Here is a 14,676-nt window from a genome sequence, read left to right as displayed (position 1 = left end):
AGGCCCAGGCACTGCTTGGGCCTCGTTTCCTTTCTACAGCGTAATCAGTCCAAAATCCGCAGGCTTGGCATATCCAACGGAGGCGTTAGCACTGATCTGGTCCATTAAAGCGCGCCCGCCAGCGGCAAAGTGACTTTTGTAATCAGTAGGATCTATCGTTTTCATATCATAGCTCCCGCCTGGCTCATGCACTTGCAGGTAGGAACGAAGATCAACAATGTCCCCAAAATTCTCCTGGGATACGTCGAATCGACCGATACCGTTACTCACACCGGCCGGTCCCCGATTTAGCTCCAGCGCGCGAATCATCGTAGAAGCCACTTGGTTGGCCTGATATTCGACATCGGCTACCGAGAACGCCTCCTTAAGGGCCGTGCGCTCTTCAGTTGATAGGGCATCACTGCCTTCCGAGAAGTTCAATGAACCGTTTGACACCGAAAACCCCCAATCCTTTTCTTGCAGATCGGGTGATAGAGACTCCATTGCCGTATCAAAGCTACGCTTGAGGCCAGCTGACGCCGTGGCGACACCAGTGGACAACGTCTGCATCATCTCAATCATCCTGGCATCGGCCGCTTCGTTACTTTCTTGCGGCATCTTGTATATTTTATCAATAACAAAGCCACCGGTATCCAGAGGGTTCTCTTTCGCTCCATGGTAAACCACCGATGGCACCTCGCTGGCCTTAAAGTCCGCAGCAATCGGCGTTTCGCGGACGATTCTTGCAGAACCATTTGAATACACGCCCTGCTGGTTTGCCGATTGCGATATGTGATTTACATCCATCCTTTTATCTCCTTCGAAAGACTCTTTCTGTTATCGGAACTTCCCGGAAAAACTTTAGTGAATCAATCGTCCAAATGATCCGGCAGATCCGGCAGTATGCAAGTGGCATTTCGATCCCAGCCTAGTTCGTGTCCAGAGTCTTCGCAAAAAAATCCTCCGAGTTTAATGTGCAGCCTGCCGGTATTCGCTGTCAGTTTGAGCTGTACCCTAACCGGGCGTCAGGCATTGAATGACACATAGAGGGTTGGCAGACAAACGTGAAAAATTCCCAAAAAAAAGCTGTAAAAGGCTGAAATTAATAGCTTATATCCCCTTTTTTTAAAAATGATTAATCAATCTCTGATGTAACATTCCGACAACGATGGTTTTGCGTGGTCCGCCAATCATACAAGCCACGCATGTTGCCTCTAAAACCCGGTAATTAATCGGCTTTTTAGAGAAATTAGTTAGCACCGTACCAAATCGCCGTCTTTTTTGCCCAAACATGGCCCAAACTAGATTCCACCGTCGTAAGAGGCTGCGTAACCCGCCTGCTCCCGTACAAAACCAGCTCTTATCGGAATACATTCCAATACGCAGGTAATAGTGTCGTTAACTGATTGTAATACAAATGCCACTAACGTCGTCTATGCTGGCAGTGATTGTAAGAATTGTGCAGTTTGCGAACAATTAAGCCTCAATCAAGGAGAAAGATCATGAAGGAGCTTAAAGAGGGATTCCTTTTCGCAACAGTGGCCGTATTTGCCATTACTTCTGCGAATGTTATTGCTTCAGAAGCGACGACAGAACGCAAGGTGCTAATTGATGATCGTTACGGCGGTCAGCACCAAATCACGCAGAAAGTTTATGACCAGGGGGCCGGATTCTATACGTTTGTCAGGGACGGAAGGCCTGAGAAATTGATAGAAATCCACGGGGACATTTGCCAATCAGTAGGTGGTGTGGATGTCTTTGAGGAAGGCACAATCATGGCGTCTGATGCTGTTCAAGACGTGGCGATTTGCAAAATTACTGACCCAAAGGTTATGGCCAAAATAGCGAGAGAGAATCCCGAAAACAGGGTTTCTGCTGGGAAGCCCACCGGACACGACACGAAGACAGCAATCGCACCGAGGTGGTTATATTGGCCTCCCGCTTTGAGTCTCATCCCGCCCAATCGAGATGTTGCGGTGAATATCAACTTCCGACTCAGTGGATACGTCGAATACTACACAGACGACGGCGGATTTTATAGCAACTCGATGCAGGGCGGTCAGTGCAATATTTCAAGGTCCGGAATTGTTGGCAGTGATGTCAAAGGTACGCTTTATATAAATGTGCTATGTGTGGCGCGTAATTCTGGCACCTGGCCAGTTTATCTGACGTCCAGTATTCCAGGGCTCACGGTCCAGGCTATTGGAGAAATACGGGCACAATAGGAAGTGCGCAAAAAGCAATTATGACAGGGACGGGAAACTGTCCCTGTGTTAGATGAAAAGAGGCCTTAAATGTGTTGATAAAAAAGATACCCATATTGATCGCGGCCGTGGCATTCCTAGGAATTCCAGGCACGTCTTTGGGATCGAATACCGTTCTCGTGGAAAACACCATCTATGATGAAAGTGGAAGGTCCATCACCGTCACGATGTCGGTGCAAAAAAATAGTGACGGTACCTACACGATTGTCAACATTGTTCCGGAACAAGAGGCCAAGGTATTTTTTAATCGCGCATGCGAGGAAGAATATGGCCCTAATGTCCGGTGGGCGGGTGTTGACCAGGACGAGGTAAAAATCTCAAGTCCTGACAGCTATACCTATAGCTGTCACAGCCAGGGGTAGGAACTTGAGACCAGTAACAGTGTGACCTCTTTTTCGGAATCTGTAGGTTTATAGAGACTTTCCTGCAAAAAATACGTGGATTGTTGCTGCAGTAGCCTTGCACTTGGCCTAAGAAAGACAGCCTGGAGGGATGTCAAGACAACGAGAAGTCTTCCCTCTTCCCGTTGGCATGGCTGTCAGGCGAGTGATGACAAGGTTCGTCAGCAAGCTGTAGGTCCTGTGAGCGCACTAAGGGGCTGCTTCGTCAGAATCGTTGCCAGCGCTTAAACGAGCCAACAGGTCAGTCTTCACGCTAAGCTCTGTTTCAAGCAGCTGCACCTTTCCTTTGAGCTGATCGCTAACGCGCTGCTGTTTCTCAAAGGCGGCTTTTCGCTGGCGCAACACCACCGCTTGCTGCTCTAATCGCACCGTTTTATCCGCCAAGCGTCGGTTTTCGCGCTCCCGCTCATTCAGTTGCTGACTCAACTGATCCGAATGCTTTCGAACTTCGGTCACCTCCGTGAACAGCCGGGTGATCTCCCGGGTGGCCTGGGTCTGTTCGTCGCGCTTAACGGCTAAAGCTTGTTGCAGATGGCGCTGCTCTTCCTGGACTTGCTGAATCAGCTGCTCATGCCGCCGCTGATCCTGCTCACGCTGTTCTTTCACAGAGCTGCGATAGTGCTCCAGCGCCTGGCGGGCATGTTCGTGCTTTTCTTCCAACGAGTCCACCTGGCGCTGCTTGTCCTGAACCTGTTCGGTCAGACCCTCAATGCGTTGCGCTTGGGCGCGGCCGTCGCCCTGCAAATTCGAGAGGGTGTCACGCAGCGCAGCGACCTCGGCGTGTAATTTATCCCGCTCCTGCACCAAAGCGTCATTTTGCTTCTGTTGTTGTTCGCCCTCAACTGTCTGCGCCGCCAATGCTTCCCGCAGACTGACCGCCTCAGTGTCATGGCGTTGCTCGGCCTGCTCAATCGTCTCCTGCGCGTCTCGTCGCAATTGTCGAGTCAACTGACTCACAAGTTCTGTTACGTGCGTACTCAAGAGCGCCTCGTCGTCCAAGCGGGTGCTTTCTCGCGCCTCAATCGCTTTAAGGTGGCTGCTGATGGTGGTCTTCGAGCCCGTATTGCCCAACTCGGCCCGTATGGCGTCGATGGAGGGGTGAACGCTGCGAGCCAGGAGGCGTTTGCGAGCGTCCTCGACCAGGGGTTGGGTGATGCCGCCTCGGGCCATGATCGTCTCCTCGTATTTATTTCGTACTGTATTACGTATTATGTAATTACGTACTATATACAGTTGAAATTAATTTGAAAGTATCACTGATCTGATATTTGATAATCCAGGGTTATCCATTGTGATGCTCATTTCGATGACTATACTGATCAAAGCCCGGTACGATATGGCGTTGGTCAACTACCCGGGACCGAGGCCATACGCCCACTATGAAGGAGCCCCGAAGTGCACCAACAAGCCGACCCACTTAATCAGGTGTTTGCCTTTCAGGCGTTTGATTTTCGGAACCGGTTTCCCGACCCATTAACGAACTTCCGTGCTGCTCTGGAATGCCTGCAAAGCGAAGACGCCTATATGCCGGATGTTGACGCACAGATCAGGGCCCACCTCAAAGACGGCCGCTCGATTGCCATTCCAAAAAGTTCTTTCTGGGTGGAGCAAAAGCAGTTTGCGTCATCGGCCGAGGCAGAAGCCTGGGTACTGGCTCGTCAGAAAATGGCTACCACGGGATCTCCGCTGGATAGGCTCGCCGGTTCACTGATCGCCAACCTCAACGTTCCAGTTGAAAAGCAAGTGTGCGATGCGATGGCTAAGACGTTCACAACGATGGTTTCAAAGGCCGACAATGAGGCCATGTGCGAGTCGGCAGAGAGTTGGTCAAGGGAAGCGATACGGGCATTACCGAAGCCGGAAGACATCGGTGCGCCCAATGACGATTGAACGTTACGTTCGCGCCGCCACGCGGGACAATACCCGGCGCAGCTATCGGTCGGCGGTCGAGCATTTTGAGGTGGCCTGGGGCGGATATCTGCCAGCAACAGCCGACAGCGTGGCTCGCTATCTGGCCGACCATGCCGAACGTCTTTCTGCCGCCACGCTGAAGCAGCGCCTGGCGGCGCTGGCACGCTGGCATCGGGACCAGGGTTTTCCGGATCCGACGAAAGCCCCTTTAGTACGCACGGTTCTGAAAGGCATTCGCGAGGAGCATCCGTACCGGCAAAAACAAGCAAAGCCGCTGGCCATCACCTAGCTCCAGCAATTGGATCAGTGGCTGGCAGGACGGATCGCAGAGGCGCGGCAGCACGATGCTCGGCGTCTCGGCGTCTGGTTGCGCAACCGAGCCATGGTCTTGCTTGGGTTCTGGCGAGCCTTTCGCAGTGACGAACTCTGCCGGCTGACCATTGAAGATGTTGCACTGACACCCGGTGCCGGCATGGCCTTGCACTTGCGGCGGAGCAAGGGAGATCGGCAGGCAGCCGGGCGAACATTTAAGGTGCCCGCCCTGAGACAATGCTGTCCTGTCGAAGCCTGTCAGGACTGGCTGGACTTCCTGAACCAGCCTATTGGTCCACTGTTCAGGGCGATTGACCGCTGGGGGCACATTTCCGGCGTTTCATTGCACCCGAACAGCATCGTGCCGCTGCTGCGCCAGCTACTGTCAGACGCGGACATTGAGGCCGCACAAGCGTTCAGCAGCCATTCGCTGCGACGCGGTTTTGCCACTTGGGCCAGTGCTTCCGGGTGGGAAATCAAAGCGCTGATGGAATATGTCGGTTGGCAGGATGCCCAGACGGCCTTGCGATACATTGAAACCAAGTCACCGTTCGAGCAGGCTCTGATGCAAATTCCAATTGAGGTCGCCTCTGCTGTCGGTCAGCCGCGCCTTGCTGCGAGCGCATCCGAACCGCGCCACCGGGCATTGACCGTTCAGCTAACACTAGAGCCGCAGCGTCCTCGCAACCAGAAACACCACCAGGCCCGCACGGTGATCGAAACTCACTGCCTGAAACCGTTCGAGGTGAAACACCAAGACAATGGAAACTACCACATCCAGGTTCCTGCAACATCGGATGACCAGCTGGACGAAATGATGGACGATTTGATTGATGAGATACACCGTATTGCGTCCGACAAAGCCTGCTGGGTGGAGACACTGATCACCGACCCGGCCACTGGGCAGGCATGGGAATGAGTCGGTCATGAGTGCCATTCAGGACACAGCCTACCCACGATTTCGGACGGATATTCCGCAACACGAACTTGATGCGGTTTACACGCCCACACCCAACGAGCAACGCTGGGCTCGTCGATATGCCAAGCAACTTCAACACCGCTTCTTTTTACTGTTGCATCTGAAGGCCTATCAGAAACAAGGTTTCTTCTGCGTAACGGTTGATTTGCCGTCCGATTTGAGTGGCTACATAGCTCAGCGCCTCGGCCTTCGCAAACGGCCGACCAAGATCCAGCAGAGGCAGTATGATCAATCCAGCGCCCGAGATCGCCACATCAATTGGATTCGGACCTACGTCGGCAGCCGAGTCCTGGACGATGACGACCGCATCTGGCTCGCAGACCAAGCCATAAACGCAGCCGAGTCCCGGGAGGTGTTGGCCGATATCATCAATATTCTTCTGGAGGAGTTGGTGCGTCACCGTTTCGAGATTCCCGGCTTTACGGTGCTATTGCGACTCGCCAAGGATGCCCGGGCCACCGTCAATGACCGTTGTTACCGATCTATCGTCAGCGAACTCGCCGACGAAGCAAAAGCACTGATCAATGCCTTGCTGATATCACCGCCGGGGATCGAGATCAGTGGCTGGCAACGTCTGAAGCGGGAAATTCGTAAGCCCACAAACAAGGAAATCCGGTCTTACCTGCAACACCTCAGGTGGCTGAAGGCCATGGTCGAGCAATTGCCAGAAGTCAAATCTATCCCGGTGACCAAGCGGCGACAGTTCGCCCAAGAAGCGCGAGCACTTGATGTGGCCAAAATGGCTCGAATCACAGCGCGTAAACGCTAAGCCCTGGCGGTGATCCTGATCCGGCAACAATATGCCCAGTCGCTGGATGACACCGCCGAGCTCTTGATCAAGATGATGAGACAACTTGAAACCACCGCCCAGCAAAATCTCCTGACCTATCAAATGGAACAGACCCAGCGCACAGATCGACTGGTGTCCTGTTTTAAAGATGTGTTGACCGCAATGGAGGCCGAGCCAAATCCCTGGCAATCACTTCAGGCCATTGTCGGAGACAAACGGCAGGAGTGGCTGGACGAATGCGAGGAGCATCTGGCCTATGCGGGCAACAACTATCTGCCTTTTATGTTGCGACCGTTTCGCTCCAAACGTAGCCTGCTGTACAACTGCTTGGAGATACTCACGTTTCAAAGCACCTCCAGCGATACGTTGTCGATTGAACTGATCGAGTTGCTCCGAAAGACCCGTTCGCTGAAAGCCGAAACACTGGATTTGCGTATCCATGCCCCGGATCTGGTAGAAAGCATTCGGCAGACCAAGTGGACGCTTGAGAAATGGCGCCGTCTGATTTTCGCGCGACCGGACAGCCTGACGGTTCACCGTAAATATTTTGAAATGGCCGTTTTGAACCTGGTGAAACAGGAACTGAAGTCGGCCGATCTGGCGGTCGTTCACGGGGATCGTTTCGATGACCATCGGGACCAACTGGTGAGTTGGTCGGCATACGAGCAAGAAATTGACCAGTACGGGCTGGAAGTGGAGCTTCCTATCGAACCGAAGGCTCTCATCCGCCATCTCAAGGATCAGTTGACTCAGGTAAGCCGCTCAGTGGATGCTGCGTTCCCGGACAACACACACGCCGCAATCGAAGACGGTCGCATCGTAATCAAACGCAACCAGAAGCAGGGGCTACCGACCAATTGGCAGGCCCTGGATGACGACATCACGCGGCGGCTTGGCACCCGCAGCATTGTGGACGTGCTGGTCGATGCGGAGCGGTGGCTTGGGTTACACCGTGAATTCGGGCCGCTGTCAGGCTACGAGGGACGCGTCGAAAATCCCCGACTACGGTTCATCGCCACGCTCTTCTGTTACGGCTGCAATCTGGGGCCCTCCCAGACAGCCGACTCCATCAAGCAACTTAACCGTCGACAGGTGGCCTGGCTCAATCTCAATCATGTGACTGAAGACAGGCTTGATCGTGCCGTCGTTAAAGTTATCAACGCATACAAGAAATACGAATTGCCCGGCTACTGGGGCACAGGTCGACGGGCTGCCGCCGACGGCACTAAATGGAACCTCTACGAACAGAACCTCCTCAGCGAATACCACATCCGCTATGGCGGGTACGGCGGCATCGGTTACTACCACGTCTCAGACACCTACATCGCACTCTTCAGTCACTTCATTCCGTGCGGGGTTCGCGAGGCTGTGTACATCCTCGACGGACTACTTGAGAATCGGAGCGATATCCAGCCGGATACCTTGCACGGTGATACGCAAGCGCAAAGCTATCCCGTTTTCGGGCTGGCCTATCTACTGGGGATCAAGCTGATGCCGCGTATCCGGAACATAAAGGATCTGAACTTCTACCGGCCAGACCGGCGGTTCCGTTATGCCCATATCGAAGAGCTGTTCAATGGTCATATAGACTGGGCGCGGATTGAACGGCACCTCCCGGATATGTTGCGCGTGGCCGTGTCCATCAAGCTCGGAAAAATTACCCCATCAACGATCCTGAGACGGCTGGGAACCTACAGCCGCAAGAACAAGCTGTATTTCGCCTTCCGTGAGCTGGGCAAGGTCGTGCGGACTGGCTTCCTGTTGAACTACATCGACGACGTGGAGTTGCGTCAGACCATCCACGCCGCAACCAACAAGAACGAGCAGTTTAACGGGTTTGCGAAATGGAGCTTCTTTGGTGGTGAGGGCATCATTGCGACCAACCTCCGGCATGAGCAGCAAAAAGTGGTGAAGTACAACCACCTGGTGGCGAACATGCTGATCTTACACAACGTCGAAGCCCTCAGCCGGGTGTTGCGCGAAATGGCAGCGGAAGGGATCGTCATTACCGAAGATGTACTGAAAGCGCTATCGCCGTACCGAACCCGCCATATCAATCGTTTCGGAGATTACACGTTGGACTTTAGACGCCCGGTAGGACATCAGTTATTTGATTTAAAACTTGCTGAGATCGCCCCTCAAGGGAAGTCCAAGGGTCTGGCGAGCTCCGAAGATGAATCGGGATAAAAACCGTGATCAAAAAACTTATATTTCATTAGGTTGGGAGCGCTTTTGAGGAATTTTTTACGTTTGTCTGCCAACCCTCACATACGTCAGAATAGGGTGGTATCTAGAAATAGTTGACGTTTGTTGCGAGGGGTCTTAGCGTACGATTTCTTCCGTTTCGTGAGTTGGCCCCATAGAGGCCGCTGCCGGTGACGCGGAGGCGCAGACGGATCTGGCGTTGTTGTTTCTCGACGCAGACAAACCGGATCTCGGCCTGCATTGGCTGACTTTGGCCGCTGATCAGGGACACCCGGACGCCATGCACCATTTGTCCAAACTTTATATCCAGGGCAGCGGCACCCCCCAAAACGACAGCCTTGGGTTGATGTGGCTGGCGAAGGCGGCGGCTTTGGGGCACGTGATCGCCGGTGAGCAAGTCACGGCCCTGACTCGGTTTAGAAAGGCATAGCCTGTTCCAGGAATGCTTCAACTCTGGTGCACCGTCACGGCCCGAAACCCCACCGCCTGGCACGCTGAAAAGGCGGCATCGAGGCTGTTAAAGATCCGCACCACCTCCATGCCCTGGCGTTTGCGGTTCAGGTCCAGGGCCACGGTGGCGCCGTTGCGCCGGCGAAACTGACAACACCATCTTGGAGCCGGCCCGGGCTCCAGGGGCGCGGGCACGATGTCGGCGGCCATGAGGGTGCCGGCCTCAAACAACAGGCGGAGCTGGTCGAGTCTCATAATGGGGTTTTGCTCCTGCAAATCTGGTATTTGAACCGGTGAGGGTAGCGCGAAAGGCGGGGTTTGTCGGGGCAGGACTATCCAGGTGCGATGCTCGGTTTACCATAAGACCTGTTGTCGGCAGTAGACGCGGAGCGGTTAAGGCTACTTTGTTTGTTTTTTGACCGATTCAGTGTGTCTACCGGAGCGGCTGGGAAAGACCTACGAACAATACCTTTAGTCACAGGCTTTTCCCCAAATTTTGGGGATAACTTTAAGCCGAATTACGCTTCACTGTGTTCTTGGAGCCATAAGTTGGCCGCTTTATGGTCACATAGTGAATCAATTGTGGCCACTCCGATTACCTGATTATTCGTCCTACCGCCATTTGGAGGCAGATCGGTGATCAGTTCGGCAGAATTGGTGATATTGAAACCATATCTTGGCCGCTTTCTGATAAAAGCGGACCTTTATCAGATAGGGGTTTACCCGGTCCGCTATTCGGAAACAAGGTACGCTGAGGTCGCAAAGCGAATCTTCAGCTTCGAACTCAATTTTGAGAAATCTAGTCGATTTTAGGGGATGATTACAAACAGCATTTGACATGAATTACGTAATCCTCTGAGTACAAGGGTTTTTCGAAAGGCCCAGATTTTTTTTGTATTCGCACCGACCTGTGTATACGATAGTTTGATAATTAAAAGTAATTCTTACGGTTGACTGCGAGGGATATGTGAAAAACTGCTCAAAAGGATCAATTTGGAGAAAGTGGGACCTCCATGTCCATACCCCGTTTTCAATTCTGAACAACCAGTTCGGCGACGACGTCGACGAATACGTCAAAAAACTCTTCCGATCAGCAATAGATCATAATGTAAGTGCCATTGGCCTGACCGACTATTGCCTTCTTGACGGCTATAAAACCGTAGTCGAAGACTATATGCTCAACGACAATAAACTAGCTGAGCTATTTGATGAGGATGAAATCAAGAAAATTAAGAGTATTGCTATTTTCCCAAATCTCGAGTTTCGCTTGGACAAACTTGTAGTAGGCAAAGAGGTCGACTTAAAATGGAATAGGCGGACCAACTTCCACGTTATCCTTTCCAATGAATTGTCTCCCACATTAATCCAACGCGAGTTTTTATCTAGAATACAGTTTGAAACTCACGCTGAAACAGGTTTCAAAGCAGAGAGAAGACCCTTAACCAAAGAAAACTTGATAGAATATGGTGAAAGGCTAATTGATGAACACCCCGAGTTTAGAGGCCAACCTGCCCTTGCTGTAGGAATCTGCAATGCCTCGGTCAATACAAGCGAAATAGCTGAATTGCTCACCGAAGATGGAAGGTTCAAAAAAAATTACTTGTTAGCTTTGCCCTGTGACGAAGACCTCAGCCGAGTAAGCTGGAATTCGGCCGGCCACGGTACGCGGAAAACACTTATTCAACAGAGTCAACTGATATTCTCATCTAACAAGCGTACGAGAAGCTTCTTACTCGGAGATTATCACCAGAACCCCGCCTCCTTCAGAAAAGAGTTTGGCCTACCTAAAGCTTGTATATGGGGCTCCGATTCACATGCTTACGAAACACTTTTTGAGCCTGACGAAGGAAATAACACTTGGATAAAGGCTGATCTTACTTTTGAGGGCCTCAAGCAGGTAGTATTTGAGCCGAGGTCACGGGTCGCAATTCAAGAGACTTGGCCTGGCGATAAGGTAAGCTATGAAGTTATAGACTCTGTTCGATTCAAAGATTCCAGTGGAAAAAATATTTTTCCTGAAAATAAAATAGAATTAAATCCTGATTTAAATTCGATTATCGGCGGCAAGTCCTCAGGAAAATCGCTTCTACTTTATCACATTTCAAGAACGGCAAATAAAGAGGAAACTGAAAAGAAGTGTGATCTAGCAAAGGCAAGCATTTACCCAGAATTTGAAAATGACTCAAATTTCGACTTTGAAATCACTTGGAATGACAACACTAAACAGAGCTTTAGAGAAACAAACGAACGTCGTCCAATAACTTACATACCTCAGCTATATATAAACAAATTAGCTGAGGAAAATGGCCGAGATCAACTAAACGAGCTTGTACTTGAAATTCTATATCAAGACAGGGAAATAAAGTTAGATGCTGAAGAGCTTTTTAAAAAATGTGATTCGTTAAATGAAAGCATCAGCACACAAGTTACAAAACTTGTATCCCTCAGACACAAGTATGCAAAAGAAAAGGGCGAGAAGGAAAAAATTGGAGCTGAGAATTCGGTAAATAATGAAATAAAAAAAATAAAAGAAAAAATAGAAAACATGAAGCAATTATCAGGTTTTACTCCTGAAGAAAGCAAGCTTTATAAAAAGCTTAGCGACAGATTGTCACTTAGCGAAAAAAGGCGATCGTCTCTTTTAAGATATATTGAAATACACACTGAGCTACAAAATGAATTAGCAAGAGAGATGGAAGATTCGTTCAGAAACGTAGCTCTTATGACAAATTTTGAAGAGTCAGAAAGAAAACAGTTTCACACTGGAAGCCGCCTTGTTCAAATAACACTGGCTAAGATTCAGAAAATCATTGATGGCCTGCCAATAGAAGCGGGAAAGAACATACGCCGTGCCAATAGCTTAATAGGCGCGCTGGATGCAAGAATTATAAATACCACGAAAAACCTTGAAAAATTCTCGTCTAAAGTAAAAAGCCAAAAAGAATTAAAGGAGCTTTTAGCGGCGCAAAAACGGGAAGAAACTAAGCTTAGCTCGATTCAAGAAGCAGACAAGAAGGTCAAAAGCACTTTCGAACAAGGGAAAGCAGCTTCCGATCAGCTTAAAGCCCTGTATGAGCAGTTGTTTGACGCATACAGTGAAATAGAGGCGCATTTCAACGGTGCTGCGAAGATCGAAAATGAAAATATAACGCTTCAAGCTAGTCTGGAATTCGATCACAACAGTTTCGATTCTTTCATAAACTGTTTTGATGCCAGAGGAAGCCTAGCAAGTATTCTGGGCGACTCAATTGATAGTGAAAACAATTATATTTACTCAAAATACACGCATTTAGACTCTATATTCACCCTGAGCGAGAAGATTCGAGATTTCTCCAAGATCGTCCATAAAGTCCGGAAGAGTGCGGACGAGGAGCTAATCCTTAGAAATCTACTTCAGGATTGCTTTTACATATCTTTTAACTTGCTTTATAAAAATGACGACATTATCAGCATGTCGCCCGGTAAGCGCGGACTGGTGCTTCTCCATCTCATACTACACTTGAGCAATTCTTCTCACCCCATACTTATAGATCAACCTGAAGATAATTTAGATAACCGCACAGTTTATAATGAGCTCTGTGACTTTATTAGGGAAAGGAAAGAGAAAAGACAAATCATCATGGTCACTCACAACGCTAATATGGTTGTATCCACAGATTCCGAATGCGTTATTGTCGCGAATCAGGCTGGCCAGCAGCATGACATGGAAAACGAGCAATTTAGGTTCGAATATGTTTCCGGCGCCATGGAGTGCACGTTCTTCGAACCAGATGCGCCTTCATTGCTTAAGAAATTCGGCATTAAAGAGCATATCTGTGAGGTCCTGGAGGGGGGACAACTTGCATTCGAAGAGCGAGAGCGTAAATACGCCTTCAAACGATAAGGACGACTCTTCGCCACGTTAATTCTACTAGAATTCAAGCTTTTCTTTTGAGAGGCAGGCACTGCTCTAGGCGATTGCTCTTAAACCCATAGTTTGGCTGGCCGTGGGACTCCAGTGTATCGCCTGCTTGCTCGGTAATCCTGACACCATCGGAAATTCGGCCTGGGTGCCAGACTCAGTATTTGGGGACGCTTGATATGCCAATTGACCTGCTCCCCTCTGGCTTTACCGTTTTCAGCTTAGTAATGTTGAGTCGCGAATGTCGCTCTTCTTCGCTTCAGCCGAACCCAATGTTCGCTTTTGTTTAGGAGCGGATCTTTTACTCTGGCTTGATTCTGTGGTGAAACGGTCAGTCGCGGCACCGTAAGAAAGGTCCGCTTTGAGAACAAAGCCTCGGCGACTGCACCGGCCTCTAACAACAGACTTTCCGAATTTTTGCGTACCTTTCCTACTGTAATCGAGCTATCTACCGTTCGTCTCAAAACGGGCAGCGTGGTGAAAAGCGGGCCATACTTTGAGTAGACTCCGCTTGCTCAGGAGGGTGGCCAACATGTCATTATCAGAGTTCGTATTTACGCGAGAACCTTGGAACAAAGGAAAGCTTATAGGTCAGAAACTCCCGCTGAAACCTGAAGAGGTCTGGTCGATACGAGTGAGACTGGACATGGCGCACAAGGTGCGAGATCTCGCCCTTTTTAACTTGGCTATTGATAGCAAATTGCGTGGATGTGACCTGGTAAAGCTAATGGTTAGCGATATCGCGCGCGGCACAGAAATAGTGTCTAGAGCGAAAATTGTTCAGCAAAAAACCAAACGACCTGTCTCTTTCGAAATAACAGCCAAAACGCGGGACGCTCTCGCGGCGTGGATCAAACTGAAAAATCTCTGTTCCCTCGACTATCTTTTCCCCAGCAGCTACCGACGCAAAGATCATATCAATACGAGGCACTACGGGCGTTTGGTGAAAAAGTGGGTTTGCAGTATTGGGTTGGACAGCACGGCTTACGGAACTCATTCGATGAGACGCACCAAGGTCGCGCTAATCTATCGTCAGACCAAGAATCTCAGAGCGGTTCAGATACTATTAGGACACAGAAGCCTTGAAAGCACTGTGCGATATCTGGGCGTCGAGATTGATGATGCTCTTGAGCTTTCTGAGCACATCGAAATTTGAAGCTGCTCAAAACGAAGCGGAGTCAGAACATGACGGAGAATTGCGAAGGGCGAGTCGATTGAATAATGCCAAACGACTGATAAAAGCGGTCCTTTTAGAGCGATGGAAACGGCTAACTAGTCTAGCTCTGAGACCTCTTGACAGTGGGGACGTAAATTAACCGACATTAATAAGCAGCAAATGCTTCAGTGATTGGGGGCAGGTCAAAGGTCGACAGAAATAATTTGTTCAGGCCGCTCTCTGGCGGCAACAAACCAGTCTTATCGCTGCTTCATGAATAATAAAGCCGGCTCTACGGCCGTCTTTATCGTTGGAAGTTGCGACTGTT

Annotated in this window: 11 protein-coding genes and 1 pseudogene; 9 read left to right on the top strand and 3 right to left on the bottom strand. The window is 50.2% G+C overall.

From position 1 onward, the window contains the following. Nucleotides 1–33: 33 nt before the first annotated feature. Nucleotides 34–786, bottom strand: coding sequence for a hypothetical protein (locus MIH19_RS07095; RefSeq protein ID WP_249008195.1), 753 nt, complete (start codon nt 784–786; stop codon nt 34–36). Between the two features lie 695 nt (nt 787–1,481). On the opposite strand from MIH19_RS07095, the gene MIH19_RS07090 reads away from it, so the two are divergent. Continuing rightward, the gene (locus MIH19_RS07090) at nt 1,482–2,204 is read left to right on the top strand and encodes a hypothetical protein (RefSeq protein ID WP_249008194.1); all 723 of its coding nucleotides are present in this window, start codon (nt 1,482–1,484) and stop codon (nt 2,202–2,204) included. A gap of 71 nt (nt 2,205–2,275) precedes the next feature. Beyond that, nucleotides 2,276–2,605 carry a hypothetical protein gene (locus MIH19_RS07085; RefSeq protein WP_249008193.1) on the top strand — a complete coding sequence of 110 codons (330 nt, stop codon included), beginning with the start codon at nt 2,276–2,278 and terminating at the stop codon, nt 2,603–2,605. A gap of 228 nt (nt 2,606–2,833) precedes the next feature. On the opposite strand, the gene MIH19_RS07080 is transcribed toward MIH19_RS07085, so the two are convergent. Then, entirely contained in the window at nt 2,834–3,814 is a 981-nt protein-coding gene (locus tag MIH19_RS07080) for a DNA-binding protein (RefSeq protein WP_249008192.1), read from the bottom strand. Nucleotides 3,815–4,039: 225 nt separating this feature from the next. Here MIH19_RS07080 and MIH19_RS07075 point away from each other — a divergent pair, with 225 nt between their 5' ends. From MIH19_RS07075 to MIH19_RS07055, 5 genes and pseudogenes are all read left to right on the top strand, one after another. Then, nucleotides 4,040–4,534 carry a hypothetical protein gene (locus MIH19_RS07075; RefSeq protein ID WP_249008191.1) on the top strand — a complete coding sequence of 165 codons (495 nt, stop codon included), beginning with the start codon at nt 4,040–4,042 and terminating at the stop codon, nt 4,532–4,534. Beyond that, a complete protein-coding gene (locus MIH19_RS07070; protein ID WP_249008190.1) occupies nt 4,524–4,844 on the top strand; it encodes a hypothetical protein in 321 nt (106 codons plus the stop codon). The genes MIH19_RS07075 and MIH19_RS07070 overlap by 11 nt, the downstream gene beginning before the upstream one ends. Nucleotides 4,845–4,853: 9 nt before the next feature. After that, nucleotides 4,854–5,786: a site-specific integrase gene (locus tag MIH19_RS07065; RefSeq protein ID WP_249008189.1), complete on the top strand. Its 933-nt coding sequence runs from the start codon at nt 4,854–4,856 to the stop codon at nt 5,784–5,786. A 7-nt stretch (nt 5,787–5,793) separates the two neighbouring features. After that, nucleotides 5,794–8,823: pseudogene (locus MIH19_RS07060) on the top strand (Tn3 family transposase). Between the two features lie 217 nt (nt 8,824–9,040). Next, complete coding sequence (locus MIH19_RS07055; RefSeq protein WP_249008188.1) at nt 9,041–9,271, top strand: hypothetical protein; 231 nt, start codon at nt 9,041–9,043, stop codon at nt 9,269–9,271. Nucleotides 9,272–9,288: 17 nt separating this feature from the next. Here MIH19_RS07055 and MIH19_RS07050 read toward each other — a convergent pair whose 3' ends face one another. Next, complete coding sequence (locus MIH19_RS07050) at nt 9,289–9,546, bottom strand: hypothetical protein (protein WP_249008187.1); 258 nt, start codon at nt 9,544–9,546, stop codon at nt 9,289–9,291. A 712-nt stretch (nt 9,547–10,258) separates the two neighbouring features. Here MIH19_RS07050 and MIH19_RS07045 point away from each other — a divergent pair. Both MIH19_RS07045 and MIH19_RS07040 read left to right on the top strand, forming a co-directional pair. After that, a complete protein-coding gene (locus MIH19_RS07045; protein ID WP_349292893.1) occupies nt 10,259–13,174 on the top strand; it encodes a TrlF family AAA-like ATPase in 2,916 nt (971 codons plus the stop codon). 550 nt (nt 13,175–13,724) lie between these two features. Further along, nucleotides 13,725–14,348 (top strand): tyrosine-type recombinase/integrase, encoded by a 624-nt coding sequence (locus MIH19_RS07040; RefSeq protein ID WP_249008185.1) that lies wholly within the window; start codon nt 13,725–13,727, stop codon nt 14,346–14,348. Nucleotides 14,349–14,676: the final 328 nt, after the last annotated feature.

Source organism: Marinobacter sp. M1C, assembly GCF_023314135.1.
Classification (GTDB): domain Bacteria; phylum Pseudomonadota; class Gammaproteobacteria; order Pseudomonadales; family Oleiphilaceae; genus Marinobacter.
Note: the sequence above shows the minus strand (reverse complement) of the source record. Positions and strands in the feature narration are given on the sequence as shown.

Coding starts and splice junctions, on each gene's coding strand:
- MIH19_RS07095 (WP_249008195.1), bottom strand. CDS start 786: ATGGATGTAAATCACATATCGCAATCGGCAAACCAGCAGGGCGTGTAT.
- MIH19_RS07090 (WP_249008194.1), top strand. CDS start 1,482: ATGAAGGAGCTTAAAGAGGGATTCCTTTTCGCAACAGTGGCCGTATTT.
- MIH19_RS07080 (WP_249008192.1), bottom strand. CDS start 3,814: ATGGCCCGAGGCGGCATCACCCAACCCCTGGTCGAGGACGCTCGCAAA.
- MIH19_RS07070 (WP_249008190.1), top strand. CDS start 4,524: ATGACGATTGAACGTTACGTTCGCGCCGCCACGCGGGACAATACCCGG.
- MIH19_RS07050 (WP_249008187.1), bottom strand. CDS start 9,546: ATGAGACTCGACCAGCTCCGCCTGTTGTTTGAGGCCGGCACCCTCATG.
- MIH19_RS07040 (WP_249008185.1), top strand. CDS start 13,725: ATGTCATTATCAGAGTTCGTATTTACGCGAGAACCTTGGAACAAAGGA.